27 protein-coding genes and 2 pseudogenes are annotated in these 24,983 nt (G+C 58.4%); 13 read left to right on the forward strand and 16 right to left on the reverse strand.

Features of this window, described 5'->3' with window-relative positions:
* Window positions 1-273: 273 nt before the first annotated feature.
* Window positions 274-1,278: an adenosine kinase gene (locus tag AC0V6Z_RS04375; protein ID WP_472640841.1), complete on the reverse strand. Its 1,005-nt coding sequence runs from the start codon at window positions 1,276-1,278 to the stop codon at window positions 274-276.
* A gap of 139 nt (window positions 1,279-1,417) precedes the next feature.
* Between AC0V6Z_RS04375 and AC0V6Z_RS04380 the strand changes: the two genes are divergently transcribed.
* From AC0V6Z_RS04380 to AC0V6Z_RS04390, 3 genes are all read left to right on the forward strand, one after another.
* Window positions 1,418-2,146 (forward strand): EI24 domain-containing protein, encoded by a 729-nt coding sequence (locus AC0V6Z_RS04380; protein ID WP_472640169.1) that lies wholly within the window; start codon window positions 1,418-1,420, stop codon window positions 2,144-2,146.
* A complete protein-coding gene (locus tag AC0V6Z_RS04385) occupies window positions 2,139-2,567 on the forward strand; it encodes a hypothetical protein (protein WP_472640170.1) in 429 nt (142 codons plus the stop codon). The genes AC0V6Z_RS04380 and AC0V6Z_RS04385 overlap by 8 nt, the downstream gene beginning before the upstream one ends.
* A 96-nt stretch (window positions 2,568-2,663) precedes the next feature.
* A complete protein-coding gene (locus AC0V6Z_RS04390) occupies window positions 2,664-3,605 on the forward strand; it encodes a hypothetical protein (RefSeq protein ID WP_472640171.1) in 942 nt (313 codons plus the stop codon).
* A gap of 58 nt (window positions 3,606-3,663) precedes the next feature.
* On the opposite strand, the gene AC0V6Z_RS04395 is transcribed toward AC0V6Z_RS04390, so the two are convergent.
* From AC0V6Z_RS04395 to AC0V6Z_RS04450, 12 genes are all read right to left on the reverse strand, one after another.
* Window positions 3,664-4,026, reverse strand: coding sequence for a HesB/IscA family protein (locus tag AC0V6Z_RS04395; RefSeq protein WP_472640172.1), 363 nt, complete (start codon window positions 4,024-4,026; stop codon window positions 3,664-3,666).
* Window positions 4,023-4,433 (reverse strand): GNAT family N-acetyltransferase, encoded by a 411-nt coding sequence (locus AC0V6Z_RS04400; protein ID WP_472640173.1) that lies wholly within the window; start codon window positions 4,431-4,433, stop codon window positions 4,023-4,025. Before AC0V6Z_RS04400 ends, AC0V6Z_RS04395 begins: the two co-directional genes overlap by 4 nt.
* A gap of 78 nt (window positions 4,434-4,511) precedes the next feature.
* A complete protein-coding gene (locus tag AC0V6Z_RS04405; RefSeq protein ID WP_472640174.1) occupies window positions 4,512-5,024 on the reverse strand; it encodes an SUF system Fe-S cluster assembly protein in 513 nt (170 codons plus the stop codon).
* Window positions 5,024-6,265 carry an aminotransferase class V-fold PLP-dependent enzyme gene (locus tag AC0V6Z_RS04410; RefSeq protein ID WP_472640175.1) on the reverse strand — a complete coding sequence of 414 codons (1,242 nt, stop codon included), beginning with the start codon at window positions 6,263-6,265 and terminating at the stop codon, window positions 5,024-5,026. The genes AC0V6Z_RS04405 and AC0V6Z_RS04410 overlap by 1 nt, the downstream gene beginning before the upstream one ends.
* Window positions 6,262-7,020 (reverse strand): SufD family Fe-S cluster assembly protein, encoded by a 759-nt coding sequence (locus AC0V6Z_RS04415; protein WP_472640176.1) that lies wholly within the window; start codon window positions 7,018-7,020, stop codon window positions 6,262-6,264. Before AC0V6Z_RS04415 ends, AC0V6Z_RS04410 begins: the two co-directional genes overlap by 4 nt.
* Window positions 7,017-7,793, reverse strand: coding sequence for a Fe-S cluster assembly ATPase SufC (sufC, locus tag AC0V6Z_RS04420; protein ID WP_472640177.1), 777 nt, complete (start codon window positions 7,791-7,793; stop codon window positions 7,017-7,019). Before sufC ends, AC0V6Z_RS04415 begins: the two co-directional genes overlap by 4 nt.
* Window positions 7,794-7,834: 41 nt before the next feature.
* Window positions 7,835-8,344, reverse strand: a complete 510-nt coding sequence (locus AC0V6Z_RS04425; RefSeq protein WP_472640178.1) for an endonuclease domain-containing protein — start codon at window positions 8,342-8,344, stop codon at window positions 7,835-7,837.
* A gap of 280 nt (window positions 8,345-8,624) precedes the next feature.
* Window positions 8,625-10,136, reverse strand: coding sequence for a Fe-S cluster assembly protein SufB (sufB, locus tag AC0V6Z_RS04430; protein ID WP_472640179.1), 1,512 nt, complete (start codon window positions 10,134-10,136; stop codon window positions 8,625-8,627).
* Window positions 10,133-10,543 (reverse strand): SUF system Fe-S cluster assembly regulator, encoded by a 411-nt coding sequence (locus AC0V6Z_RS04435; protein ID WP_472640180.1) that lies wholly within the window; start codon window positions 10,541-10,543, stop codon window positions 10,133-10,135. Before AC0V6Z_RS04435 ends, sufB begins: the two co-directional genes overlap by 4 nt.
* 156 nt (window positions 10,544-10,699) lie before the next feature.
* Window positions 10,700-11,056, reverse strand: a complete 357-nt coding sequence (locus AC0V6Z_RS04440) for a DUF885 family protein (RefSeq protein ID WP_472640181.1) — start codon at window positions 11,054-11,056, stop codon at window positions 10,700-10,702.
* 7 nt (window positions 11,057-11,063) lie between these two features.
* Window positions 11,064-12,527 carry a DUF885 domain-containing protein gene (locus AC0V6Z_RS04445; protein WP_472640182.1) on the reverse strand — a complete coding sequence of 488 codons (1,464 nt, stop codon included), beginning with the start codon at window positions 12,525-12,527 and terminating at the stop codon, window positions 11,064-11,066.
* A gap of 54 nt (window positions 12,528-12,581) precedes the next feature.
* Window positions 12,582-13,274 (reverse strand): helix-turn-helix domain-containing protein, encoded by a 693-nt coding sequence (locus AC0V6Z_RS04450; RefSeq protein ID WP_472640183.1) that lies wholly within the window; start codon window positions 13,272-13,274, stop codon window positions 12,582-12,584.
* Window positions 13,275-13,775: 501 nt separating this feature from the next.
* On the opposite strand from AC0V6Z_RS04450, the pseudogene AC0V6Z_RS04455 reads away from it, so the two are divergent.
* The 4 genes and pseudogenes from AC0V6Z_RS04455 (at window position 13,776) to AC0V6Z_RS04470 (ending at window position 19,080) form a co-directional block, all read left to right on the forward strand.
* Window positions 13,776-14,823, forward strand: a pseudogene (locus AC0V6Z_RS04455) (quinone-dependent dihydroorotate dehydrogenase).
* A 222-nt stretch (window positions 14,824-15,045) separates the two neighbouring features.
* Window positions 15,046-16,569, forward strand: a complete 1,524-nt coding sequence (locus tag AC0V6Z_RS04460; protein WP_472640842.1) for a gamma-glutamyltransferase family protein — start codon at window positions 15,046-15,048, stop codon at window positions 16,567-16,569.
* Window positions 16,570-16,709: 140 nt separating this feature from the next.
* A pseudogene (locus AC0V6Z_RS04465) lies at window positions 16,710-18,553 on the forward strand (AMP-dependent synthetase/ligase).
* Window positions 18,554-18,561: 8 nt separating this feature from the next.
* On the forward strand, window positions 18,562-19,080 hold the full coding sequence (locus tag AC0V6Z_RS04470; RefSeq protein ID WP_472640184.1) for a chloramphenicol phosphotransferase CPT family protein: 519 nt from the start codon (window positions 18,562-18,564) through the stop codon (window positions 19,078-19,080).
* A 33-nt stretch (window positions 19,081-19,113) separates the two neighbouring features.
* On the opposite strand, the gene AC0V6Z_RS04475 is transcribed toward AC0V6Z_RS04470, so the two are convergent.
* The 3 genes from AC0V6Z_RS04475 to AC0V6Z_RS04485 form a co-directional block, all read right to left on the reverse strand.
* The gene (locus AC0V6Z_RS04475) at window positions 19,114-19,644 is read right to left on the reverse strand and encodes a hypothetical protein (RefSeq protein ID WP_472640843.1); all 531 of its coding nucleotides are present in this window, start codon (window positions 19,642-19,644) and stop codon (window positions 19,114-19,116) included.
* A 139-nt stretch (window positions 19,645-19,783) separates the two neighbouring features.
* Window positions 19,784-20,776, reverse strand: a complete 993-nt coding sequence (gene thiS, locus AC0V6Z_RS04480; protein WP_472640185.1) for a sulfur carrier protein ThiS — start codon at window positions 20,774-20,776, stop codon at window positions 19,784-19,786.
* A 121-nt stretch (window positions 20,777-20,897) separates the two neighbouring features.
* Window positions 20,898-21,269, reverse strand: coding sequence for a MerC domain-containing protein (locus tag AC0V6Z_RS04485; RefSeq protein ID WP_472640186.1), 372 nt, complete (start codon window positions 21,267-21,269; stop codon window positions 20,898-20,900).
* Window positions 21,270-21,424: 155 nt separating this feature from the next.
* On the opposite strand from AC0V6Z_RS04485, the gene AC0V6Z_RS04490 reads away from it, so the two are divergent.
* The 6 genes from AC0V6Z_RS04490 to rpsI all read left to right on the forward strand — a co-directional run bounded on the left by AC0V6Z_RS04490 (window position 21,425) and on the right by rpsI (window position 24,927).
* A complete protein-coding gene (locus AC0V6Z_RS04490) occupies window positions 21,425-22,504 on the forward strand; it encodes a COX15/CtaA family protein (protein WP_472640187.1) in 1,080 nt (359 codons plus the stop codon).
* 27 nt (window positions 22,505-22,531) lie between these two features.
* Complete coding sequence (gene cutA, locus AC0V6Z_RS04495) at window positions 22,532-22,882, forward strand: divalent-cation tolerance protein CutA (protein WP_472640188.1); 351 nt, start codon at window positions 22,532-22,534, stop codon at window positions 22,880-22,882.
* A gap of 21 nt (window positions 22,883-22,903) precedes the next feature.
* The gene (locus AC0V6Z_RS04500; RefSeq protein WP_472640189.1) at window positions 22,904-23,323 is read left to right on the forward strand and encodes a hypothetical protein; all 420 of its coding nucleotides are present in this window, start codon (window positions 22,904-22,906) and stop codon (window positions 23,321-23,323) included.
* The gene (locus AC0V6Z_RS04505; RefSeq protein WP_472640190.1) at window positions 23,320-23,628 is read left to right on the forward strand and encodes a hypothetical protein; all 309 of its coding nucleotides are present in this window, start codon (window positions 23,320-23,322) and stop codon (window positions 23,626-23,628) included. Before AC0V6Z_RS04500 ends, AC0V6Z_RS04505 begins: the two co-directional genes overlap by 4 nt.
* Before the next feature lie 238 nt (window positions 23,629-23,866).
* The gene (gene rplM, locus AC0V6Z_RS04510) at window positions 23,867-24,346 is read left to right on the forward strand and encodes a 50S ribosomal protein L13 (RefSeq protein WP_472640191.1); all 480 of its coding nucleotides are present in this window, start codon (window positions 23,867-23,869) and stop codon (window positions 24,344-24,346) included.
* Entirely contained in the window at window positions 24,346-24,927 is a 582-nt protein-coding gene (rpsI, locus tag AC0V6Z_RS04515) for a 30S ribosomal protein S9 (protein WP_472640192.1), read from the forward strand. Before rplM ends, rpsI begins: the two co-directional genes overlap by 1 nt.
* Window positions 24,928-24,983: the final 56 nt, after the last annotated feature.

Below are 24,983 nucleotides of genomic sequence, written 5' to 3' on the forward strand. Positions count from 1 at the left end.
CGCTCTTTCACATCGTCAGACCCCAGCAGCTCTTGATCGACAAATCCGATTATGCGCGCCTGCATCAATCGAATCGATTTTCGGCCCTAGACTGTGTTCCAGCCGCTCCAGGCGTGCTTCAGCAGCGGTGAATGGAGTGAGGCTTACCAATTGTGCTAGCATGAACCAGCTCGAACCCGTCAGGGTTCGCAAGGGCGACTGCCCGCCCGCAGCAACGCGGCCGTTAGGCCGCATGAGCGAGGAAACCGCAGGTCCGGATGGACCTGCGCAACGTCAAAGCCTCTCTGCCATCATCGCCTTCATGTCTGCTTCGAGACGCGGGCCATAGTGAGAGATCACTTCAGCGGCCGTGATTGCACCGCGCTTCAGACAGCGCGTCAACGGCTCTCCCTTTGCGTAACCAGAGAGGAAGCCCGCAGCGAATTGATCGCCTGCCCCAGTGGTATCGACGACCTTGTCGACCGGCTCAGCGGCAACCTCGGCCCGCTCACCGTGGGCAACAGCAATTGCGCCGTGCTCACCCCGGGTGGCGACCAGCACAGGCACCTTGCCAGCCACCGCCGCCACACCTGCTTCAAAGTCATCCTCACCCGTCAGCGTTGCAAGCTCACTTTCGTTGACGAACAGTATGTCGATCAGGCCAGCATCAATCATCTCGCGGAAATCGTCGCCATGGCGATCAATTACAAAGCTCTCACTTGCCGTAAAGGCGATCGTGCGGCCCGCTGCGCGCGCAACCTCGATGGCGCGGCGCATGGCGCGGCGCGGCTCCTCTGGATCCCACAGATAACCTTCAAGATAGAGGATCGCACCACTCGTAATCAGCTCTTCATCAAGAGCGGCAGCAGGCAGAAATTGGCCCGCACCAAGGAAGGTATTCATCGTGCGTTCGCCATCTGGCGTCACGAAGATAAGGCAGCGCCCGGTTGCAGGCTCACTGCTGCGCGCAGGGGTATCAAAATCGATACCAGTCGCGCGCATATCATGGCGAAACACCTTACCCAGCTGATCATCCGCCACCTGGCCAATAAACGCGCATTGCATGCCGAGCGTTGAGAGACCTGCGAGCGTATTCGCAGCCGAACCACCAGACATCTCTCGCGCCGGTGGCATCGCCCTATAAAGCTCCTCTGCGCGCGGTTCGTCGAGCAGCATCATGCCGCCGCGATTAAGATCAAGCTCTTCAATCAGTTCGTCTTCGCAGGCGGCGATCACGTCCACCAAAGCGTTCCCAATGGCGATAACATCATAGCGCGGCTCGTTTACGGGTTCTGACACAGCAAAGTCCTGTTTGGCTAAAAGTCTGAATTGCGCCGCAGCGCCTAGCCCGCCTGAGGGCGCAGGCCAAGTGTTACCGGACGACCCTTGCTGAGCGCCGAGTTTGACTTGCACGCGTGGTTCTCGCAACGGTGACACTATGGAAGCGGTCATCACGGCATTGGCGAAGGCATTTGCACAGCTGATCGACCGGGCTGTGCTGAAGGTGCTAGCCAAATCGCTGCTGATCACTTTAGCGATCTTCGCCGTGCTGGGCACGGGCATGTGGTTCGTGATTGAGACCATGGTGGAGCGCTGGATTGCGCCCTACAACAACGCGGATTACACCGGCACAATCACGGCAGGAGTGACGGTGGTGATTACGCTGCTGATGGGTTGGTTGCTGTTTCGCGTGGTGGCCCTCGCCGTGCTGCAGTTCTTCGCCGATGAAATCGTGCGCGCAGTGGAGCAGCGCCACTATCCGGACGCCGCAAGCACAGCGCGCGACCTGCCGTTTCGGGAAGACCTCAGCAACAGCCTGCGCGGTATCGGCCGGGCCGTAGGCTTCAACCTGCTGGCTCTGCCCGTCGCGATCATCCTGTTGTTCACAGCCATTGGCCCCGCCTTAGTTTTCCTAATCGTCAACGCAGTGCTATTGGGGCGCGAACTCACTGATATGGCGTGGCTTCGGCATCGCCTGCCGGACGATACCGGCACCCCAGTGAGTGCGCTTCAGCGATTGGCGCTGGGCGGGGTGATTGCGGGATTGATGCTGGTGCCTTTTGCAAATCTGCTTGCCCCGATCCTGGGCGCCGCTGCGGGCACCCATTTGACGCACCATGCACGCGGCCGCTTGACCCGCGATCAAAGAGGCCGCGGCGATGCGTAAAGAGATTGGCCTGGCGGCGACATTGCTGCTTGGCGCCTGCGCCAGCACTTCAGGCGGCGGCTCCACTCAAAGCCCTGGCGTGACCCGCACTGGCCCGCTGACCACCACCGTGCGCGGTGAAGACCTACCCGCGGGCGGCGGGTTCAGACCTCCGACAGTGCAAAATGCCGGGGGTCTGGGCGGCGTAATTGGGGCGCGCGCAGAGCAGCTCACCGCCAGCTTTGGCGATGCCCGTATTGACTTGGTCGAGGGGGACGCGCGCAAGCTGCAATTCGCAGGCGAAGGCTGCGTACTCGATGTCTTCCTCTACCCGTTGGAGCCGGGCCAAACACCGACCGCGACCTATGTCGAGGCGCGCAATCCACAGGGCGGCACCAGCGTGGATGAGGCAAGCTGCGTACGCGATTTGGCCCGCCGCTAAAGCGCACTCAACTGCGGCCTCGCAAGCAATGGTAACCCGGCTTTAAGCACTTTTGCGCTAAACCTCAGGGCAATTGCGAAGGGAATTTGACACGCCATGACAACCCAATTTGCCGATCTCACCCGCCGTGCCAGCGAAGACGGGCACATCTCAGCTGAAGAATTGCTCTCTTTGCGCCAACTCGGCTGGGGCGATGGGATTATCCACCGCGCAGAAGCAGAAGCGATTTTCGCGATCAACAATGCGCTCGAGAACTCTGGCCCGGAATGGACAGACTTCTTTGTCGAGGCGATTGGCGAATTTGTCCTCAATGGCACCGATCCGCGCCTGATGTGCGATGAAGATGAAGCCAAATGGCTGATCGCTCAGATCGATCACGACGGCAAAGTCGACAGCATGGCCGAACTCGAAGCGATCGTTCGCATCATAGAGCGTGCGCAAAACGTGCCAGACACTCTCAAGCATTACGCGCTGAAACAGGTTGAAAACGAAGTGCTGACCGGCACCGGCCCTACCCGCGATGGCGGCGAATTGTCGGATACCCATATCAGCGCGGCGGAATGTAAGATCCTGCGCCGCCTGATCTTTGCCAGCGGCGGGCACGGCACAGCCGCCGTCACCCGGTTCGACGCAGAAATGCTGTTCCGCCTGAAAGACGCGACCAAAGACGATGCAAATGCGCCGGAATGGGCCGATCTGTTCGTTGATGGCATCGCAAACTACCTTAAGGGCTTTCACCTCGCCCATGCTCAGATCAGCCATGAGCGCGCCAAAGAGCTGGAGGCGTTCATCGCCGACAACAGAGCGAATGTTGGCCGCTTCATGGGCAGAATGGCGAAATCAGCACCGGACGTCGCCAACAATTTTGGCAAAGTGTTTGGCAAAAAGAGCTCGAATTCTCAGTTCGAAGAACGCGCCGCTGAAGGCAATATCGTGACCGAAAACGAGAACGCCTGGCTGCAAGGCATGGTCGATGCGGACGGCGAATTGGATGCACTTGAACAAGCTCTGATCAAACGCCTCAGCGAAGAGGGCTGAACGCCCAGCTCTGCGGGAAGCTCAGGCAAGCGGCTTTTGCAGCCGATCCTGGCGCGGCCTAGACCATAAAGCTTTCGCCGCAGCCGCAAGCGCCCTTGGCATTGGGGTTCTCGAAAGTGAACCCAGCTGTGAAGTCGTCTTCGACCCAATCCATGGTTGAGCCGACCAGATAGAGCACGCTCGCTCCGTCGATGTAGAAGATGCCGCCTGGCGTTTCGATCTTCTCATCCATCGCTACCTCTTCGGTGATATAATCAACCGAATAAGCGAGGCCGGAGCAGCCGCGACGCGGGGTCGACAGCTTCACGCCAATCGCATCGTCCGGTGCTTTGCTCATCAGCTCGGCCACGCGCGCCTCTGCGCCCTTAGTCAGCGTGACAGCCGCGGGGATCTTGCGCGTCTTGGTTTTGAAATCAGTCATGCCGCCAACTCCTTCTGCCAAAACAAAGCATGGCCTTTGTTTGGGTCCAGTTGATAGTCGCCGTAACCCAACGAGCTGTATAGCGCCTTGGCAGGCTCATTCCCGCTCAGAACTTCCAACGTAACTTTGCACGCTCCGTTTTCAGCTGCGATAGCCTCAATCTCCGCAAACAAGGCCTTGCCCAACCCCCTACCGCGATAGGCCGTTTTGACCACAATATCGTGAATGTTGACGAGCGGCTTCGCAGAAAACGTCGAGAATCCAAAAAAACAATTTGCCAGTGCGGCTGGCTCCCCATCGCAATATGCTATCAGGGAGAAAGCGTTCTGTTGCTCCTGCAGACGCGCAGCAAGGTTGGCGCGAACTTCGGGATCGAGGGGGTTCCTCCCCCATTGGATCGAGCGCATAATAGCCCAGCAAATCAACTAGATCTGCAGCATCTTGTCGATCAGCGTAGTCGGTCTTTTGGATTGTCACGGCACTCATCACAGCATTCCTAACTCAAGCCGCGCCTCATCGGTCATCTTGTCCGGACCCCAAGGCGGATCCCAGACCAAATCAACTTCGGCATCGCGAACGCCCGGCACGCTTGCCGCGCGCAATTCCACCTCGCCCGGCATGGTTTCCGCAACCGGGCAATGCGGCGTTGTCAGCGTCATGGTGACGGTCACATCGGCCTCGTCATCCACCTCCACGCCATAGATCAAGCCCAGATCATAGATATTGACGGGTATCTCAGGATCGTAAATTTCCTTGAGCGCATCGACGACCGCCTGTTGCAGATCACCGCCCGCGCCGCCGACCTCCCCGGTCGCCGGGGCCTGAGCCAGAAAGCCCTCAAGATAGTCGCGCTTGCGCGGCTCATCAGACACGGCCTCAACCTCTGCGTCAGGGTCAATCGCATCATCCACCCGCGCGCGCTTTGGCTTATTCGCCACCACGTCCTCGTTCGGCGCAGGGGCCGCGACAAATTTGGTGTCATCTTCTGGCTTGTTCATTACGAAGTTCCCAAAAACAAACGACGCGTGCGCGCAATCCCTTCGAGCAGCGCATCAACATCATCATCATTCGAATAGAGCGCGAAACTGGCCCGCGCAGTTGCTGGAACACCCAGATGCTCCATCAGGGGCTGTGCACAGTGGTGTCCCGCCCGGATCGCGACATTGGCCTCGTCCAGGATCGTGCCCAGATCATGCGGGTGAATATCGTCGATCGCAAAGCTGACGATGCCTGCGCTATCCGCAGGGCCGAACAGGCGCACATCATTCATCGCGCCCAGTTCCTGGCGCAGCCGAGCGACCAAAGCGCTCTCCCGCGCATGGATCTGGTCTAGGCCCACGTCGCTGACATAATCAGCCGCCGCCGCAAAGGCGATTGCCTCAGTGATGGCTGGCGTGCCTGCCTCGAACCGCTGCGGCGCAGGGGCGTAGGTCGTCTTTTCAAAAGACACCCGGTCGATCATCGCGCCGCCGCCTTCCCAAGGGGGCATGGCGTCCAGAATGTCCGCCCTAGTCCAAAGCGCGCCGATCCCGGTCGGGCCATAAAGCTTGTGCGCTGAGAAAACGTAGAAATCGCAAGTCAGCGCCGCCACATCGACCGGCATGTGCGGGGCCGACTGACAGCCATCGAGTAGCAGCTTTGCGCCGACCTTATGCGCCAGACCGGCTGCGCGCTTCGCGTCCAGAACAGAGCCCAAAACATTGGAAACATGACCAAAGGCGACCAGCCCATGCCGCTCAGTCAGCATGGCTTCGGCTGCGTCCAGATCAATCTGGTGATCATCGGTCAGCGGGCAGACATCGATATGCGCGCCGACACGCTCAGCGAGCATTTGCCACGGCACAATATTGGAGTGATGCTCCAGCTGAGAGAGCAGGATCCGGTCGCCAGCGCCAATGTTGGCCTGTCCCCAAGTGTTCGCGACAAGGTTGATCGCCTCGGTCGCACCGCGTGTGAACACCAGCTCGTTTTCCTCACCGCCAATGAAGCCGGCAACCGTGCGCCGGGCGCCTTCGTAGGCCGCAGTCATCTCCGCTGAGCGCGCATAAACGCCGCGGTGAACGGTCGCATAATCCTCGCCCATCGCGCGGGCCATCGCTTGGATCACCGCCTGCGGCTTTTGGGAGGTCGCAGCGGTGTCGAGGTAATGCCACGGCGCACCGTCCCGGCCGACCAGGCCAGGAAAGTCAGCGCGGCGCAGATCGCCAGCGTCGCGGGTCAAGGCAGCGGGCGCGTTCACAGCGCGCTCCTCTCCAGCGCGGCCAGCGCCACATCCAGCAGCTGCGCTTGCGCATTGGTGTCGTCCATCGCCACCAAAGCATCGCCAATAAAGGCCTGAACGAGCAAACGCTGAGCAACATCAGGAGCAATCCCGCGTGCGGCCATGTAATATCGTGCATTCTCATCGAGCTGACCCATGGTAGCGCCGTGTGCGCATTTCACATCGTCGGCGAAGATCTCGAGCTGAGGAACGGCGTTGGCGCTCGCGCCTTTTTCCAGAAGCAGCGCCTTAAAGTCTTGGGCCGCATCGGTCTGTTGCGCATGGCGTGCGACGTTAATCTCACCCAGGAAATTGCCCGAGGCGGTGCCCCAATGCACGCTGCGCACCGTCTGGTTGCTGGTCCCGTCTGGCTCTGCATGAATGGTCTTGGTCACGAACTCGCGGGTGGCATCGCCGCCGCCAATCGTCACGCCGCCAAATTCAAAATGCGCCGCGCGGGCCAATGTCACTTCAATCTCCAGCCGGGCTGAGCCGCTGGCTGCATTGACCGCGAAGAACTCCGCTCGCGCGCCTTCGCACAGCGCCACGCGCAGCCGCGTAACCGCAGGCGCATCGCCGTCCAGCACAAAGGTCTCACTGAGCGTCTCGCCCGCTGGCACCGCAATTTCACGCCAAGTGTTCAGCGCGGCGGCGCCAATCGCCTCTGCCGCTGAAATATCGGCATAGCGCCAGGCCTCATCGTGCCGGGTTGGAAGGGTGGCCAGTTCGTTCACGCCGCCGCCCCAAGGTTTTCGGCCATAACCGCGTCATAGCCTTCATTCTCAAGCCGCAGAGCCAGCTCTGGACCGCCGGTTTCGATAATCCGGCCATCGGCAAGCACACTAACGAGGTCAGGCTTCACGACGTCAAGCAGACGTTGGTAGTGCGTGATCAGCAGCACGCCCTTATCCGCTGCGCCGCCTTCTGGGCGCATGATGGCATTAATGCCCTCACCCACCACGCGCAGCGCATCGATATCAAGCCCGCTATCGGTCTCATCCAGCACCGCCAGCGACGGGGCAAGAATGCCCATTTGCACCATTTCAGCGCGCTTTTTCTCACCGCCGGAAAAGCCGACATTCACGTGCCGTTTTAGCATGTCCATATCCATGCCAAGCAGGCCTGCCTTTTCCTTGGCGAGTTTCAGAAATTCCACGCCGGACAACGGCTCTTCGCCGCGCACTTTACGCTGAGCATTGAGCGCCTCGCGCAAGAACTGCACATTGGAAACACCGGGGATCTCAACCGGATATTGGAAGCCGAGGAACAGGCCAGCGGCTGCGCGCTCATGCGGGTCCAGATCCAGCAAATCTTGGCCCATGAACTCGACACTGCCGCCGGTCACTTCGTAACCCGGCTTTCCGCCCAGCACATTGGCGAGCGTCGATTTGCCCGCGCCATTGGGACCCATAATCGCATGCGCCTGGCCGGGATGGATTTCGAGGCTCAATCCTTTGAGGATCGCCTTACCGGCGGTTTCGGCGTGGAGGTTTTCAATCTTCAGCATTGCAAATCTTCTCTTAAATAAATGTCTGTCGCCAGCTCGGCTCAATCGCGGCGGCGGGGGTAATCTTGGTTGGGGTTTTCTTCGCGGTGCGCGCGTGCTGCGTCCTTCTTGTCGCCGATCCGCATCCGCATGCCGATGGTGATCCGCTCCAGCACCTTGTCCATGTTTTCCAGGATGTGCTCGGCCTTGATCCGCATCACGCGAATGCCGACCGCCTCCAGGCTTTTGTCGCGCCGCTTAGAGATCGCCAGATCATCATCCTCTTCCTCGATGATGATCGCCATGCCCAGATTGTGACAATTGAAGTCAACAATCGCGCTGCCGACGACTGCGAAGCGTTTGAAGGTGTAGCGCCCCATATCGGCATCCGCGAATTTCGCCGCGAGCGCCTTGTTAGCAGGGCTCGCAAAGCGCCGCATTTCGCGCGCACGGTCATGCAGCGCGTCGAGGCGCTTGTCGGAGATTTTCCACCCGCGCCCCTTTTTGTTGAGGGTCTCAGGGTCAATCGCTTCGTCAGAAGGCTTGAGGGCGAGTTTCTTGCGTTCAGTCATTGGTTCGCATCTCTCTCACTTTGAGACAGTCGAGCCTCGACATCGGACTTCACTAAGTCACTCAAACCCAGAGAGTCAGAAGCCCATACCACGGTTATCGCAAAAGAGAGTATCGCCGCACCTATCGTTTGCATTGTGAAGAATGTTCCAATCAATCCCCATTTAAGGTCAGCCTCAACGGCATCCGAGGGATTTAAAAGTGGGTGCCCACGTGTAGCGATCAACCGCAATAGCATCCAAACAAGGCCCGCAGTTATCATTGAAAAGAAGAGGAATGTGATCACCCCACACTCCCTTCAAGCGAGATCGCCAGCAGCTTCTGCGCTTCGACCGCGAATTCCATTGGCAGCTCTTTCAGCACATCTTTCGCGAAGCCGTTGACGATCAAGGCCACAGCCTCTTCCTCGTCCAGCCCGCGTTGCTGCGCATAGAACATCTGATCTTCGCTGATCTTGCTGGTGGTCGCCTCGTGCTCGATCTGAGCGCCGGGGTTCTTCACCTCGATATAGGGCACCGTGTGCGCGCCGCATTCATCGCCAAGCAGCAGGCTGTCACACTGCGTGAAATTGCGCACGCCGTCGGCATTGGGGCCAACCCGCACAAGGCCGCGATAGGTGTTGTTCGACTTGCCAGCCGAAATACCTTTGGAGATGATGGTCGAGCGCGAACCCTTGCCATTGTGGATCATCTTAGTGCCGGTATCGGCCTGCTGGAAATTGTTGGTGACCGCAACCGAGTAAAACTCGCCCACGCTGTCTTCGCCATTGAGCACGCAGGATGGATATTTCCACGTCACTGCAGAGCCTGTTTCGACCTGCGTCCAGCTGATCTTTGAGCGGTCACCCTGGCACAGCCCGCGCTTGGTCACGAAATTGTAGATCCCGCCCACGCCTTCAGAATTGCCGGGATACCAGTTCTGAACGGTGGAATATTTGATCTCGGCATCTTCCATAGCGACCAATTCGACCACGGCGGCGTGCAGCTGGTTCTCATCACGCATCGGCGCGGTGCAACCTTCGAGATAGGAGACGTAAGCGCCTTTCTCGGCGATGATCAGGGTCCGCTCAAATTGGCCGGTGTTCTCCGCATTGATGCGGAAATAGGTGCTGAGCTCCATCGGGCAGCGCACGCCTTCTGGCACATAGACAAATGTGCCATCGGAAAAGACCGCGCAGTTAAGCGTCGCGAAGTAATTGTCGCGCTGAGGGACCACTTTGCCGAGCCATTTTTTGACCAGTTCTGGGTATTCCTTGATCGCCTCAGAAATCGACAGGAAGATGACGCCTGCCTTCTTCAGCTCTTCGCGGAAGGTTGTCGCGACGCTGACGCTGTCAAACACGGCGTCCACCGCGACCTTCTTTGCGCCTTTAACCCCGGCGAGCACCTCTTGCTCGCCAAGCGGAATACCGAGCTTGTCGTAGACGGCCTTGATGTCCGGATCGAGATCATCGAGCGAATCCAGCTCGACCTTCTTCGTCGGCGCGGCGTAATAATAGGCATCTTGATAGTCGATTTTCGGATAACCGACCTTGGCCCAATCCGGCTCTTCCATCTGCTCCCACAGGCGGAACGCCTTCAGCCGCCAATCGAGCATCCATTGCGGCTCGCCCTTTTTGCCCGAGATAAACCGCACCGTGTCTTCGGTGAGGCCTTTTTCGGCAAATTCGGTGTCAATTTCCGCCGACCAGCCATGCTCATATTCCGCCGCATTGGCGGCAGCCTCTTTGGCCTCGGCGTCCATTTCAGGCGCATCGGAAAGCGGGTTTTCCTGAATATCGAGATTATCGCTCATACCAGTTCCTCTGCATGCACCAGCTGCGTCAGCGGAATATCCGCCAAGGCGCCGCGCAATGCGGTGTTGATGATCGGCCAATGCGGTTTCATTTCGCAAGTGGCCTCAAAGTCGCAATCGTGGGAATCGACGCAGGCGGTGAGAGCGATCGGCCCCTCTACCGCTTCTATGATATCAACCACGCTGATCGCCGCCGCCGGACGCGCCAATTGCAATCCGCCGTGCGCGCCGCGAACCGATCGCAGTAGGTTTGCGGCGCTGAGCTTTGACACGAGCCGCTGAACCGTCGGCACAGGCAGGCCCGTTTCCTTGGCCAGTTCAGCCGCGCTCACCCGCCCATCGCCGCAATGGCTGGCGGCCTGGCGCATGATAATCACGGCATAATCGGCAAGGTTTGAAAGGCGCATGGCTCGCTACGTTTCCAGAGTGATGACACGGCCAAAACTCTTAATCGGACAGATTCGTTCCGAATTGCAATTAAGAGCGAATTCATCCGAATTCAACGCAAATGCGCCTGTTGCGAGTCGTTAGCGCCTAGCGCGGTTTTGCCTTGGGCCGTAAACTCACGACCCGTCTGTCATGATCGCCAAGCGCTTATTGATGTAGCGCTCCACATTCTCTTCCAGAATATTGAGCGGAACCGGCCCAGTTTTCAGAACCACATCGTGAAATTCGCGGATATCGAACTGACCGCCCAGCCGGGTCTTAGCCTGCGCACGCAGCTCCATAATCTTCAGCTTGCCGATGGTATAGGCCGTCGCTTGGCCCGGATAGACGATGTAACGTTCAATCGCCTTGCGAATATCACCGTCGGGATTGGGCGTGTTATCCGTGAGATATTGGATCGCCTCCTCCCGGCTCCAGCGTTTGTCATGGATGCCGGTGTCCACAACGAGGCGGCAGGCCCGCCAAAGCTCCATGCCCAGCTTAGCCAAAATCGGAATAGGGATCGGTGTAGAAGCCCATGTCCTTGCCCAACTCTTCAGAATAGAGCCCCCACCCTTCGGTGTAGGCGGTGACCCCGCCGAACCGGCGGAACGGTGGCACATCGCCAAGCTCCGTCTGAAGCGCACGCTGCAAATGATGGCCGGGTGAACCCTCGTGATAGGCCAGCGCCTCCAGCTCGTTCTTGGACATATCGCGTAGATTGTAGAGGTTCACGTAATAGGTGCCGGGGCGTGATCCATCCGGCGCCGGGCTTTGGTAGAACGCCTTGCCTGCGCTCTTTTCACGGAATGCCTCAACCGGCTTGATCACCATCGGCGCCTTAGGCAACACCGCGAAATAGTCCGGCAGCTTCGCCTCTAGCTTGCGCAGCACCGCATTGGCATCGGCGAGATAGTCTTCGCGGCTGGTGTAAAAGAAGCGGTCGTCGTTGCGGGTGAACTTGAAGAAGTCCTGTAGGCTGCCCTCAAACCCGACCTTGGCCATGATCGCGCGCATCTCACCGTGGATCCGTTCAACCTCGCTAAGGCCGATGTTGTGGATCTCATCAGCGGAGAGATCGGTGGTGGTGTAGTTTTTGAGCAAGGCTTCGTAGTAGGCCTTGCCCTCGGGAAGCCGCCACACGCCGTCATCGGTGGGCGCGATGGCTTCCTGGCGTTTCATCTCAGCTAGCAGCGCTCGCAAGGCCGGAGTGGCTGTCATCACCCAAGCTTTGGTCGCATCCATCTTAAGCGCGATTGTAGTGTCATCACCCAATGAGAGCGCATCGACCTTCTCACCAAAGTCGTTCAGCACAGCGTTATCGTCGCCGGCATTGAGCAAGTTCTCGATGTCGGAGATCACATAGGGATAGACCCATTTGGGCGGCATCACGCCATTCTCCGCCCGCTCACGCGCTTCGACCATGAGCGTATCAATCACCGCGCCCAAGCCCTCTATCCGACTGATGTACGCCTCGGCATGCTCGGCGGTGTCGACCCGGTGAATGTTGATCAAAAAAGCAGGAAGTTGGCTCTGCGCTCCGCGCATCTGATTGAACAGATAGACATTCTTGCGATATTTATGCGTGCGTGCGCTGCGCTCCGCCATCGCTTCGAACAGCCGAAACGACAGCGCATCGTCACCTGACAACCCATCGAGATTGTATCTATCACGCAGTTCGCTGGCGGTGTTTTGCAGCAATTGCGCTTGGGCAACCGCACCCGCATCGCTGTAATCATCCCACTCGCCATAGGCTGTATCACGAATACCGCGATACGCCTTACCTTGAGGCGATAGAACCAATTGCGCTTCGTCATATTGCTTGAAAAATGCGCCCATTGTCGGAGCTGCATCGGCGGTCAGCGCGGGCTTGTCTGCGCTGGCGAGCTGCTGCTGCGCGGTGGGCGCACAAGCGGAGGCAGCCAAGGCAAGAGTGGAGCTAAAGACAATAGCGAAGCGTCGCATAGATATCCTCATAACTGGTAATGGCAGCGTTGGCGGGGCAAATTTCCGCAGGTCCTAGCCCAGTTCGCGAAAATTCTTCAGGTCGATCATTTCATTCAAGAATGGGCTGTCATCATCGCTCAACCGCGCTGGGGTGCGCCCGGCAAAACGCTGGATCTCGCGAATCATATGCGATTGATCGAAAAATGCATCGGCCAATTCTGCCTCATATTCAGGCGTGAGCTGCGGGAAGGACAGCCATGCCGCAGCTCTCAAGGCGCGGTATTTGCGCGCGAGCGCTTGCGGTGGGAGGCCAAAATACCGCTCGACCAGGCGCTGAACCTGCCGTTCGGAATAGGACGCCGCCGCCATCAAGTCCGCCAGATCCGGATTGAGCGACGCACCCAGCCACCGATTCACTGTTCGAATCAACTCATTGTGGCGTGCCTTGAGTGGCCGTACCCGGCCTTCTATAAATGCACCGATTTCAATTGCGCATTCGCGCCCGCTGAATTTACCTGCACGATATCCGGCATTGAGACGTTCACCCATGGCCACAACTTCGCCGCCGAGTACGGTGCGCGCCTCGATCATCCGATCTCGATGCTCGCCTGCATGCAAGCCAGTGAGTGCACCCCAGCCTTGCGGGGTGAGGGCCGCACCAATCACATGAAATGGTCCTTCAACAACAATCGGCGTTGCAGTTGAAAGCGGCGTGAGCATTGCAATTGCTGGGTTGGAATCTCGGCGCCCATTCGGGAACAGCATTTCGCCCCTTCCAAGCGGGAAAAGTGAGAGATGGCCGATTGAGGCTTAGCTGAATGTCTCGGATTTCCGCTTCTTCACAGCGAAAGTGATACAGGGTTGTCACATAATCACTGATCGCGGATGGCGGCGCGATGTACTCAATAGAGATGAGGGATGCAGGGGTAAGCTCAAACCCCGCTTCAGAAAAATCAGACTCGCTCTGAATCGTTGTTGTGGAGTGATAGTCAACCATTACGAGCGCCTCATCGGGCGAGGCCTAGCCGCTTCCCCTATGATTTAACACAAAAAAAGGACGGCTCTCAAACGAGAACCGTCCTATTGAAGTTGAGGAACTCTTCGCATTGCTGCTCCGAGCCCTTCGGGTCGCACGCATCATGTAGGACAGAAATACGGCGAATAATTGTATGCAAACGACAAATTGCAGTCCCCCCCACAATTTTTCTGAATTCTGTTGCGCAAACACCCTCGACAAGCATGCAAATATTGCGATAGCGCGCAGTTATGTTGTTTCGCTTTTTACGCCCGGCAATTTTCTCGCTTGATTCGGAGAAGGCTCACCGACTCGGGGTGACCGCGCTCAAAGCGTCGCCGCTGCGCGCCACCTCACAAACGGGGCCGGGCGCAATCGAGATTGCTGGGCTGCATTTTCCCAACCCAGTCGGGGTGGCAGCCAGCTTCGACAAAGATGCAGAAGTTCCGGATCAGCTGCTCGGCCTAGGCTTTGGTTTCACCGAAGTCGGCTCGATCACCCCGCGCCCGCAAGCTGGCAATCCAAAGCCGCGCCTGTTCCGCCTGGTAGAGGATAGGGCCGTCATCAATCGCATGGGCTTTAACAATGGCGGCGGTGCAGCGGCACTTGCCCGGTTGGAGCGGCGCAGAGACAACCCTGGTATTGTCGGCATTAATATCGGCGCGAATAAGGATTCAGAGGATCGCATCGCCGATTATGCAGCGATGGCGCGAATGATGACCCCGCTCGCCAGCTATCTCGCAGTGAATGTTTCCAGCCCCAACACCCCTGGGCTGCGCGCGCTGCAAGACGAAGGCGCGCTCAGCGAATTGATCGACGCCGTGATCGAGGCGCGTAAAGAGGCCTGGCACAGGTCTCACAAAACTGCCGCCGATCTTCCTCAAGGTCGCCCCAGACCTGATGCAGGATGATATTGATGCAATCGCCCGGATCGCTCTGGACAAGCGGCTGGGCGCGCTGATTGTCTCCAACACAACCATTTCGCGGCCAGCACTGCGTTCACACCATGCGGGTGAGGCCGGCGGGCTTTCCGGTGCGCCATTGCGCAAACTGGCGCTCAAACGCGTGCGGGATTTCCGCGCAGCGACCGGCGGCGGCATCCCGCTGGTCGGCGTTGGCGGAATTGCCAGCGCCGAGCACGCGTGGGAGCGCATTCGTGCGGGCGCCAGCCTGGTCCAACTTTATTCTGCCATGGTCTATGAAGGCCCCGGCCTTGGCGCTCAGATCGCGCGCGGTTTAGAGCGGTTGATGAAACGCGATGGGTTCACCAGTATTGCAGAGGCAGTCGGAACCGAATAGCGCTGCGAAGCATGATCAAACGCCTTTCTGCAAGTCTCGCCGTCGTTGCTCTTCTCACAGGCTGCTCAGCCTACAGCTCTCAAAGCTCTGCCAGCAGCACCGCCGCACCAGCTGAGCCTGTCCTCACCGGTGCGGTGAGCAGCGCCGATCCGCGCGCCACCGCCGCCGCACGAAGCAATCCTGGCCAAAGGCGGCTCTGCCACCGATGCCGCGATTGCAGTGATGCTAGCACTGACCGTGGTGGAACCGCAAAGCTCAGGCATTGGCGGCGGCGGCTTTCTGGTCCGGGCCGATGGCAAGGGCGGCGAATTGCTGACCTATGATGGCCGCGAAACCGCGCCTGCAGCGGCAACCGGCACACGCTTCCTCGATGAAAATGGCGAACGCTTGCCGCGCGAGTTGCGCGTCCTTTCCGGCCTCAGTGTCGGTGTGCCGGGCAATCTTGCCCTCGCAGCAAAAGCGCATGCAACGCACGGCAAATTGCCTTGGGCAGACCTGTTTCAGCCCGCCATCGCTCTGGCTGAGGATGGCTTCCGCATGAATGTGCGGCTCAACGAATCGCTGTCTGGCCGCAATAAAGGACGCGCCGGGCTGACCGCAGAAGCGCGCGCCGTTTTCTTTGGTGCGGATGGCGAACCGCTGCCGGTTGGCTCCATCATCCGTAATGGCGAGCTGGCCGAGGCGCTCACGGATCTGGCCGAGACCGGGGCAGAGGCGCTGTATGATCGCAATGCTGCGGATTTGGCGGGATATATCGCCGAAAAGACGCCGCAAGATGGCAAGATGACCACGGCGGACATCACTGGCTATCGGTCCAAACTGCGCGATCCGGTCTGCGCGCCCTACCGCGAATATCAGGTCTGCGGCATGGGTCCGCCCTCATCAGGCGGCGTTGCGGTTGCGCAAATGCTGGGACAGCTAGAGCGTTTTGACCTGGGCGCACTTGGGCCAGAAAGCCCCACATTCTGGCACCTTTTTCTGGAATCTCAGCGAGTCGCCTATGCCGACCGCGAGCTGTATATTGGCGACAGCGATTTCGTGAGAGTGCCGGTGAAGGGTCTGGTGGATCCCGCCTATGTCGCGAGCCGCAGTGCGCTGATCAGCCCATCGGCCACGATCACCGACCTCAAACCAGGCACGCCTCCTGGGGCCCCTCTTGCCCGCGCAGATGGTAACGAGCCACTGGAGCAGGGCACGACCCATTTCTCCGTGGTCGATGGCAATGGCAATGCGGTCAGCTACACCTCAACCGTGGAGGGTGCGTTTGGATCAGGCCTATTTTTTGGCGGGTTCTACCTCAACAATGAGCTTACCGATTTCAGCTCCACTCCGTTGGTCGATGGCAAGCCGGTCGCCAATGCGGTCGCGGGCGGAAAGCGGCCCCGCAGCTCTATGGCACCGACAATCGTACTTGATCAAAAGGGTGACGTTATCCTGGTGATTGGCGCGGCAGGTGGACCGACCATTCCAGTGCAGGTCGCTCGCTCCATCATTGGCGTGATCGATTTCGGACTAAGCGCACAGGACGCACTGGCTCTGCCGCTGATTATGTCGTTTGGCGAAACCGCCGTGATTGAACAGGGCTCCATGCTGGAGGATATGCAGGAAGAGCTGACAGCGCTGGGCCACACACAGATCCGTGCTTTTGGCCCGCCGCTAAAGGCCAACGCATTGCGCCGTACATCGGATGGTTGGGAAGTGGCCACCGATCCGCGTATCGCACCAAAGCTGGTCTATACTCGCTAGCGGCGTTGCTAGGCCGTGGAACTCGGCTCACCACCGATGCATTACCTCTTCAAACCGGCAAGCACCATTGACGCTTGCGCTAATTCTGGGCGCGCCTAATCTGCGCAAAACTAGAAAACTGGTGGGGGAGCCAAATTTCAGTGCCGCAAGACACGCATCTCAACGACATCGATAATGCGAACAATCTCGTCGAATTGTTCCTGAAACGCGCGGATGAAAAAGGCGATGCGCCGTTTCTGGGGCGCAAAGCCAATGGCGAATGGACCACGCAAAGCTGGCGTGAGGTAGCAGAGCAGGTCTGCTTGCTCGCAGAGGGGCTGCGCCGGATTGGCCTGAAAGTCGGGGACCGCGTGGCGCTGGTCTCAGAAAACCGCCCCGAATGGTGCATTTCCGATCTCGCTGTGATGGCCGCGGGCTGCATCACTGTGCCAACCTACATTACCAATACCGAGCGCGATCATTGCCACATCCTGGACAATTCCGGCGCGCGCGTGGTGATCGTCTCGACCGAAAAACTGCTGGCCCCCGTGCATGGCGCGATCCAATCGACCGGCATTGCCGACCATGTGATCGGCATCGAAGATCTGCACCGCAAGCAATCAAGCGGCTTTGAGTACCACAACTGGGACAGCATGGTGGCGGGCGATCCGGCCCAGGCCCGCGTAGCCGTGGAAGAGCGCCTTAAGGGCATTACGCGCGACACCACCGCTTGTCTGATATACACCAGCGGCACCGGCGGCGCCCCGCGCGGGGTGAAGCAGCATCATGGCGCGATCCTGTGCAATGCAGGAGGCGCAGCTGAAATCCTGATCAATGATTTTGGCATTTCCGACGAACGTTTCCTGTCGTTCCTGCCTCTCAGCCACGCTTATGAACATACGGGCGGGCAATATCTGCCAATCTCCGTCGGGGCAGAGATCTATTACTCGGAAGGCCTAGAGAAACTCGCCAGCAATATCGAGGAAGTGCGCCCGACCATTATGGTCGTGGTCCCGCGCCTGTTCGAAGTGCTGCGCAGCCGAGATCCTCAAGCAGGTCCAAAAGCAAGGCAAGCTCGCCAATTATCTGATGGACCGCGCACTGACGATTAGTGAGAAAGCCGCCGAGCGCGGTAACAAGCGCAAACGCGATAAGCCGATGGACTTCATCGTTGAGCGCACTTTGCGCCCAAAAATCCGCGACAAATTTGGCGGCCGGATCAAAGCTATGGTTTCTGGCGGAGCGCCGCTCAACCCAGACGTTGGCACATTCTTTGAGGCAATGGGCCTCACCATGCTGCAAGGTTATGGCCAGACCGAAAGCGGCCCGGTGATCAGTTGCAATCGCCCAGCAACTGGCCTGAAGATGGACACCGTCGGCCCGCCGATGCGCGGGGTGGAGATCAAGATCGCCGATGATGGCGAGATTCTGTGCCGCGGCGAGTTGGTGATGCATGGATATTGGCAGAATGACGCCGAAACCGCGCGCACGCTTATGAGAGATCCCAATGATCCCAATGGTGCGCCGTGGCTGCACACGGGCGACATCGGGCATCTGGATGAAGCAGGCCGGATCGTGATCACCGACCGTAAGAAAGACATGATCGTCAACGACAAGGGCGACAATGTTGCCCCGCAAAAGATTGAAGGCATGCTGACCCTGCAACCGGAAATCGCGCAGGCGATGGTGAGCGGGGACAAGCGGCCCTATGTGGTCGGCCTGGTTGTGCCGGACGCAGAATGGGCGGTCGAATGGGCGCGCGCCAATGACGAGAAGTTCGACATGACCGCTCTGCAAGACCTTCCGGCCTTCAAGACCGCTGTTCGCGCAGCCGTTGACCGGGTGAACACGGATTTGTCGGTGATCGAGAAGGTACGCCAGTTCACCTTTGCTGATGAAGCGTTCTCAATCGAGAATGAGGAGATGACGCCGAGCATGAAAATACGCCAGCGATAAGATCCGTGACCGCTATCAGGACAAGATTGGCGGGCTGTATCGGAGCTAAGAGGCGTGTTGGCTACAAACGCGATGTGGGGAAAAGTGATCGTCCTAAACGGGGTGTCCAGCGCGGGAAAAACCACGCTAGCTCGATGCCTCCAAAACAGATTTAGCGATCCTTACTTGCACGTTCAGTTAGATGCTTTTTGGAGCATGACGCCAGAGAACATCCCAGCGAATTCTGTGAATTTTCCCAATATGAAGTTAGCGATGGCGAGATCAGTCAGAGCAATGGCGGAGACTGGTCATAACGTTATTGTAGATATCGTCCAAAATGGCGCCAGCTCCCACGACCATTTCGTCCGATCTCTCGCGGCGATTGATACACTCTTTGTTAAAGTCGAATGCAATCTAGAAGAGTTGGAACGGCGCGAAAAAGGACGCGGCAATCGAAAACTAGGCTTAGCGAGATCGCAAATCGCTACTGTGCATGACGGTATCCACCATGATCTTGAACTCGACACATGGGCAATACCTCTAGAGGATTGTGCTGATCTTATTAAAGCTCACCAAAGGCGCGGGCACAAGTCTTAGTCTGGGTTGTGAGATCGCGCTCAGCAACCAATTTCAAACCAGCTCAGCTTCCTCGACATATTCCGGATAGAAGCTGGGCGTTTCATCTGACCATGCAGGAGCCGTTGCCGCCGCTTCACTAAGCGATTGCAGCAGGACCTTGCGGCGTTCCGGCTGAATTTGCGGCAAAGCGCTGGCCGCACAGAATGCTGCGGGAAGAAACGGGCGAGCTTCTGCGCCGAGCAAGCGCTCGTAGAGGAAGCGAAACGCGGAAAAGCTGGTGATCGCATCCGCTTGTAGGTCGAAGGTCGCCATGCGGATCAGCTTGCCGATAAAAACCTCGGTGTCGGCCATACCATGCTGAGCCGGGACCAACGCACGCAAAGATTTGAGATCCTGATAGGCAACATATTGGCGGCGGATCGCGGCGTTTTCTCGCGCATCACGGGCCCACAGCTTAAAGGCGTCCTTGCGGCTCAGACCAATGTCGAGGCTGCACTTGATATAGCGCTGCTCAGCGGCGCTAAAGCCTGCGAACTCGCGCATTTCGCCGATTGCCATAGATGTACTGCCCACGGTCGCCATGAAAGTCTCCTCTGCGTTGAAGACGGTCATCGCGGAACTTGGTTAATAGGTAGTAACCCGTAGGTAAAATTTGTTGAATCGGCGTTTTGTTTTGCACGCCCATCCGGGCGCGGGTGGCTCCGGTCCATGGGAAAAATCCCTAGATCAATCCAGCCAAAGGCGAGCTGGGATCGGCATATTTGCGACGCCCCATACGGCCCGCCAGATAGGCATCGCGCCCAGCCTCCACCGCCAGTTTCATGGCGCGCGCCATGCGGATCGGATCTTTCGCCTCAGCGATGGCGGTGTTCATCAGCACCCCATCACAGCCGAGCTCCATCGCAACCGCCGCATCAGACGCCGTGCCAACACCTGCATCGACCAGCACCGGCACGCTTGCGCCTTCGACGATCAGGCGGATGGTCACCTGGTTTTGGATGCCTAGGCCTGAGCCAATCGGCGCGCCAAGCGGCATAATCGCCACTGCGCCCGCATCCTCCAATTGTTTGGCAGCGATCGGATCATCGACGCAGTAAACCATCGGGTGAAAGCCCTCTTTGGCCAGTACTTCTGTGGCTTTCAGGGTTTCGCGCATATCCGGGTAAAGCGTGCGCGCCTCGCCCAACACCTCCAGCTTGACCAGATCCCAGCCACCTGCTTCGCGCGCTAGGCGCAGCGTCCGGATCGCATCATCTGCCGTGAAACAGCCAGCGGTGTTGGGCAGATAGGTCGTAACCTTCGGATCAATGAAATCGGTCAGCATTGGTGCTTTGGGATCGCTCACATTGACTCGGCGCACAGCAACGGTGACAATTTCCGCGCCGCTCGCCTGCAATGCATCGGCATTCTGCTGAAAGTCCTTGTACTTACCCGTGCCGACAATCAGCCTCGAGTGGAAGGTCCGGCCCGCCACGCTCCAACTGTCATCGCCCGAGACGCTTTGCTCGCCGCCGCCCACGAAATGCACGATTTCTAGAGCGTCCCCGTCCGCCAAGGGCGCCTGTTCAAGGGTTGAACGCGGCACGATCTCACCATTGCGCTCGACGGCCACTTTTTCAGGCAATAGCTCCAATTCGCGCACGAGGGTGGCGATTGTGTCAGCGCTGGTCTGGCGGATGTCACCATTGAGGGTGATGCTTTTTTCTGCAGTCATGTGCGCCGAGATAATGGCATCGCCGCGCGGCGCAAGCATAAGCGCATATCGGGTGGCAATGGACGCGAGTAGCGGGCGCGAATTAGCAGCAAAATCAGCGCACTAATGCGTTGCGGCTTGATTAGTGGGCGTGCCGCAAATTGAGCACATGCCCGCAAGTGACGAGGGAAACGCCGATAATCGTAAGGACGGCTTCCTGTACGCCATGCGGCACAGCCAAAGCGCCGCCCATGAAAGTCAGACCCGTCATAGCGATCACAAAGGGCGCCGCCTGGCGGTGCTTAAGCGCACCCCAACCAATCGCCACCGCTGCCACAATCAAGGCAATCACAAGGCCAAAACGATGGAGGTCCGGCGAGAGCAGGAACTGTCCGCCGACACCCAATCCCGACACAATAAAAATCGTCGCGACGCAATGCAGCGCGCACAGGCCCGAGAGCCAAATGCCGGCCCGGTCGAACCGGCCGCGAATCGAGGTATTGGTGTCGGTCATGATGACTGAGGACCATGTATGTAATATTATACCATTCTGCAAGCAGAACTAGATCAAACGCTGTAAGCCGGGGTGCCTGGTTGCAGGATGCGCAAGGCCATTTGCGATCTACATACTTGCACTTCGCCACTGCGCAGGACACTTAGACGCCCGAAATGGCATCTTCGCTTCATCCTGCTTCATCCACTGTGGCACCCGCCGCCGGGCTAGGCCGCCCGCTGGTGCTTGTGCGCTGGCTGATGATCGTGGCCGCAATGGTTGTAGTCATCGTGATGGTTGGCGGGATCACGCGTCTTACAGAAAGCGGCCTGTCGATCACCCAGTGGGATTTGGTTTCCGGCGTGCTCCCACCGCTGAGCGAGGAGGCATGGCGGACAGAATTCGATCTGTACCGCCAAACGGGCGAATACCGGTTTGAAAGCGGCCCTGCCGGAATGGATTTGGAAGCCTTCAAACTCATCTATTTCTGGGAATGGTTCCACCGCAATCTGGGGAGATTGATTGGTTTGGCATTTGCGCTCCCGATGGTGTGGTTTTGGGTGAAGGGGGCGATCCCCAATGGCTATAAGATTCGTCTGTTCGCGCTGCTTGCCTTGATTGGATTTCAAGGGGCGCTGGGGTGGTACATGGTGTCCTCCGGCGTGGGCACAGACCTCACTGATGTTAGCCATTTCCGCCTCTCGGCACATTTGCTCACCGCCTTTTTCTTGCTGGGCGGACTGGTCTGGACAGCGCTCGATCTGAGAGCTTTGTCGCGCGATCCGCAGGTCAAACCCGCTCCGCTCACTGCTCCAGCATTGATAGTGGCTGGTATTTTATTTGTGCAATTGCTGCTCGGCGCATGGGTCGCCGGCCTTAATGCCGGGCACGCCGCCTATGATTGGCCGCTCATGAATGGGAGGCTCATTCCCGAGGTCAATTTCACTCAAGGCGTATTGTGGACACTGACCCATGATCCGTTTTTGCTGCATTGGTTGCACCGCTGGTGGGCCTGGATCGCAGTCGCTGCTCTGGTGTGGATCGCGCGGCGCGTGCGCAAGACCCATCGCATGGCGTCCATCGCCGTGCACAGCGCCTTTGGCGTCATGGTGCTACTCGGCATTGCGACCGTGCTGAGCGAGGTTTCTTTGTGGATCGCCGTCGCACACCAACTGACCGGGGCGTTGCTGGTCGCCAGTCTCGCCTGGGCAATGCACAGTGACGGGCAAAACGCACTGGCAACTGTGCGGGTATAAGGCCTGAAATTGCGCTACACCGGGTGAATGACTGACCCAGCGACCGATACCAACTCCGCCTGTTCATCTGCGCTAATATGGTGCCCGTTCCCCGATCGCGGCAGCGCGCGTGACGTGGCAGGCGTACTGCTGGAAGAAGGCTTGATTGGCTGCGCCAATATGATCGGCGGGCTCGAATCGATCTTTAAATGGCAAGATACAATCGAGACGAGCAGTGAAGTGGCAGTGCTGTTAAAAACACGCGGCAATCTGCTCAATCGCACTATTGAACGCCTTGGTGTATTGCATCCCTACGATAGTCCAGCAATACTTGGCTGGCACTGTGACGCGGCCCACCATAAAACAGAAACATGGTTGGCCGCGCTTCAGCCGCGTTAGAATACGTTAAGGTGGGTAACGATGACTGAATTCACTCGCCGGGCCGCCATAGGCTCGGCACTTGGAGCGCTCGTGGCGGGGGCAACCACGTCTAGCATACCGGCAATGGCGGCGGGCCGCCTGACTATCCCGGCAAATTCTATGCGACTTATGCGGCGGATTGAGCGAGAGCTGCGCGATGGAAAGATTCTGTCGGTGACCCGCCAATGGCAGGTCAACTTCTCCGCCCAAGGGCGCGGCATTGCGATCAATGGCCAGCAAATCTTCGCAAAAGTCGACGCGCCAGAGCAACTTGCCCAACTAGCCGCGATTGAAGAAGCCCGCTCAACCGACAGCATGTTTCCGATTCTGCTCGGCGAGGCAGGGGAGATCCTTGCCGCTGCGGCACATCGACCAGTCAGGAAGACGTCGATGCCGCAATCAAAGAAGCGGAAAGCATGATCAAGCGGCACAGTAGCTCAGCGACCCAGCGGGCGCAGCGCATGGCTTACCTGGCGCAATTGCAGCAGACTGGCGGCACGTTGCTTGAGCAGATGCCCCGCGATCTGTTCTATCCCAGCGAAGAGACAGTTCATTCCATAAAGCCGGTCAATTTGCCCGATGGCTCGCACGGGGAGTTTGAATTTAGCTTTTCGGCCCGCTGCGCGCCGGGCGAGCGCTGGCTTGCCCACGCCAAGCGGCAGATTATCACGCGTATTGGCGATGATGAGCGCCACTCGAGCGAAACCTGGGCGCTGAACGCATAAACAGCGCCTCGCCCCTCAATTGCTGGTGAAAATTTGCTAAGGTATTATTTTACCTCTCCCGAAACGCCCGGTTTTGCTTGACTTTGAGCCGTCTTAGCGACAAATCGCGCCTCATATCGGTAAGGATATGCTGAAAGGCGTACCTTTCGATTCGCAGCCGCGGCCCAAACGCCCGGCTGTTTTGATTTTTCAGGCCTCTTTTCTCCCGAATGGCGGCCTTAGGTTTAAGGAAAAGCCCATGAAGGCGCTCAGCAAGCAGACCCGGTCGATCAAACCGGCCGAGGTCGATAAGAAATGGCATATTATTGATGGCGAAGGACTGGTCGTTGGCCGTGTTGCTTCTCTCATCGCCAATATCCTGCGCGGCAAGCACAAGCCGAGCTACACCCCGCACGTTGACTGCGGTGATCACGTGATCGTCATCAATGCCGACAAGGTGAAATTCACCGGCAACAAGATGGCCAACAAGATCTATTATAAGCACACCGGCCACCCTGGCGGCATTAAAGAGACGACCCCGAATAAGATTCTGGAAGGTCGTTTTCCTGAGCGCGTGCTTGAAAAAGCTGTCGAGCGTATGATCCCGCGTGGCCCATTGGGCCGTGCGCAAATGCGCGCGCTGCACCTCTACAACGGCACCGAGCATCCACATGATGGGCAGAACCCAGCCGTGCTCGACGTTGCATCCATGAACCGCAAGAATAAGGTCTCTGCATAATGGCCGACGAAAAGAACACCGAAACCGAAACCGCGCCAGAAGCTGCGACTGAAACGCCAGCAACTGAAACCGCGACGGAAACCGTGTCTGATCTCGCAGATCTTAAGGACATTGCTGGCGATGCACCTGCAGCCGATGCCGCGGAAATCGCTCAAAATCCTGCTGCGCCCCTGCGTGAGCAAGAGCTCGACCAATATGGCCGCGCTTATGCCACTGGTCGCCGTAAGGATGCGGTCGCCCGCGTTTGGTTGAAGCCAGGTACAGGCAAGGTCACCATCAACGGCCGCGAGCAAGAAGTGTACTTCGCTCGTCCGACCTTGCGTCTGATTATCAACCAGCCATTCTCGATCACCGAGCGTGAAGGCCAATACGACATTGTCGCAACCGTTCGCGGCGGCGGCCTGTCCGGCCAAGCTGGCGCGGTAAAGCACGGCATCAGCCAAGCTTTGACCAAATATGAGCCTGCACTGCGCTCTACGGTGAAGGCCGCTGGCTTCCTCACCCGTGACAGCCGTGTGGTTGAACGTAAGAAATATGGCCGCGCGAAAGCCCGCCGGAGCTTCCAGTTCTCGAAACGCTAATCACGTTCACTGCGAACAAAATACGAAAAGGGCGGCTCTCCGATGGAAGGGCCGCC

The organism is Erythrobacter sp. SN6-5 (genome assembly GCF_057364945.1).

Excerpts from the sequence above, each read along its gene's own strand:
- AC0V6Z_RS04380 (WP_472640169.1), top strand. The coding sequence starts at position 1,418 with ATGGAAGCGGTCATCACGGCATTGGCGAAGGCATTTGCACAGCTGATC.
- AC0V6Z_RS04385 (WP_472640170.1), top strand. The coding sequence starts at position 2,139 with ATGCGTAAAGAGATTGGCCTGGCGGCGACATTGCTGCTTGGCGCCTGC.
- AC0V6Z_RS04390 (WP_472640171.1), top strand. The coding sequence starts at position 2,664 with ATGACAACCCAATTTGCCGATCTCACCCGCCGTGCCAGCGAAGACGGG.
- AC0V6Z_RS04395 (WP_472640172.1), bottom strand. The coding sequence starts at position 4,026 with ATGACTGATTTCAAAACCAAGACGCGCAAGATCCCCGCGGCTGTCACG.
- AC0V6Z_RS04400 (WP_472640173.1), bottom strand. The coding sequence starts at position 4,433 with ATGCGCTCGATCCAATGGGGGAGGAACCCCCTCGATCCCGAAGTTCGC.
- AC0V6Z_RS04405 (WP_472640174.1), bottom strand. The coding sequence starts at position 5,024 with ATGAACAAGCCAGAAGATGACACCAAATTTGTCGCGGCCCCTGCGCCG.
- sufC (WP_472640177.1), bottom strand. The coding sequence starts at position 7,793 with ATGCTGAAGATTGAAAACCTCCACGCCGAAACCGCCGGTAAGGCGATC.
- AC0V6Z_RS04425 (WP_472640178.1), bottom strand. The coding sequence starts at position 8,344 with ATGACTGAACGCAAGAAACTCGCCCTCAAGCCTTCTGACGAAGCGATT.
- sufB (WP_472640179.1), bottom strand. The coding sequence starts at position 10,136 with ATGAGCGATAATCTCGATATTCAGGAAAACCCGCTTTCCGATGCGCCT.
- AC0V6Z_RS04435 (WP_472640180.1), bottom strand. The coding sequence starts at position 10,543 with ATGCGCCTTTCAAACCTTGCCGATTATGCCGTGATTATCATGCGCCAG.
- AC0V6Z_RS04440 (WP_472640181.1), bottom strand. The coding sequence starts at position 11,056 with ATGGAGCTTTGGCGGGCCTGCCGCCTCGTTGTGGACACCGGCATCCAT.
- AC0V6Z_RS04445 (WP_472640182.1), bottom strand. The coding sequence starts at position 12,527 with ATGCGACGCTTCGCTATTGTCTTTAGCTCCACTCTTGCCTTGGCTGCC.
- AC0V6Z_RS04450 (WP_472640183.1), bottom strand. The coding sequence starts at position 13,274 with ATGCTGTTCCCGAATGGGCGCCGAGATTCCAACCCAGCAATTGCAATG.
- AC0V6Z_RS04460 (WP_472640842.1), top strand. The coding sequence starts at position 15,046 with ATGCTAGCACTGACCGTGGTGGAACCGCAAAGCTCAGGCATTGGCGGC.
- AC0V6Z_RS04475 (WP_472640843.1), bottom strand. The coding sequence starts at position 19,644 with ATGGCGACCGTGGGCAGTACATCTATGGCAATCGGCGAAATGCGCGAG.
- thiS (WP_472640185.1), bottom strand. The coding sequence starts at position 20,776 with ATGACTGCAGAAAAAAGCATCACCCTCAATGGTGACATCCGCCAGACC.
- AC0V6Z_RS04485 (WP_472640186.1), bottom strand. The coding sequence starts at position 21,269 with ATGACCGACACCAATACCTCGATTCGCGGCCGGTTCGACCGGGCCGGC.
- AC0V6Z_RS04490 (WP_472640187.1), top strand. The coding sequence starts at position 21,425 with ATGGCATCTTCGCTTCATCCTGCTTCATCCACTGTGGCACCCGCCGCC.
- cutA (WP_472640188.1), top strand. The coding sequence starts at position 22,532 with ATGACTGACCCAGCGACCGATACCAACTCCGCCTGTTCATCTGCGCTA.
- AC0V6Z_RS04500 (WP_472640189.1), top strand. The coding sequence starts at position 22,904 with ATGACTGAATTCACTCGCCGGGCCGCCATAGGCTCGGCACTTGGAGCG.
- AC0V6Z_RS04505 (WP_472640190.1), top strand. The coding sequence starts at position 23,320 with ATGATCAAGCGGCACAGTAGCTCAGCGACCCAGCGGGCGCAGCGCATG.
- rplM (WP_472640191.1), top strand. The coding sequence starts at position 23,867 with ATGAAGGCGCTCAGCAAGCAGACCCGGTCGATCAAACCGGCCGAGGTC.
- rpsI (WP_472640192.1), top strand. The coding sequence starts at position 24,346 with ATGGCCGACGAAAAGAACACCGAAACCGAAACCGCGCCAGAAGCTGCG.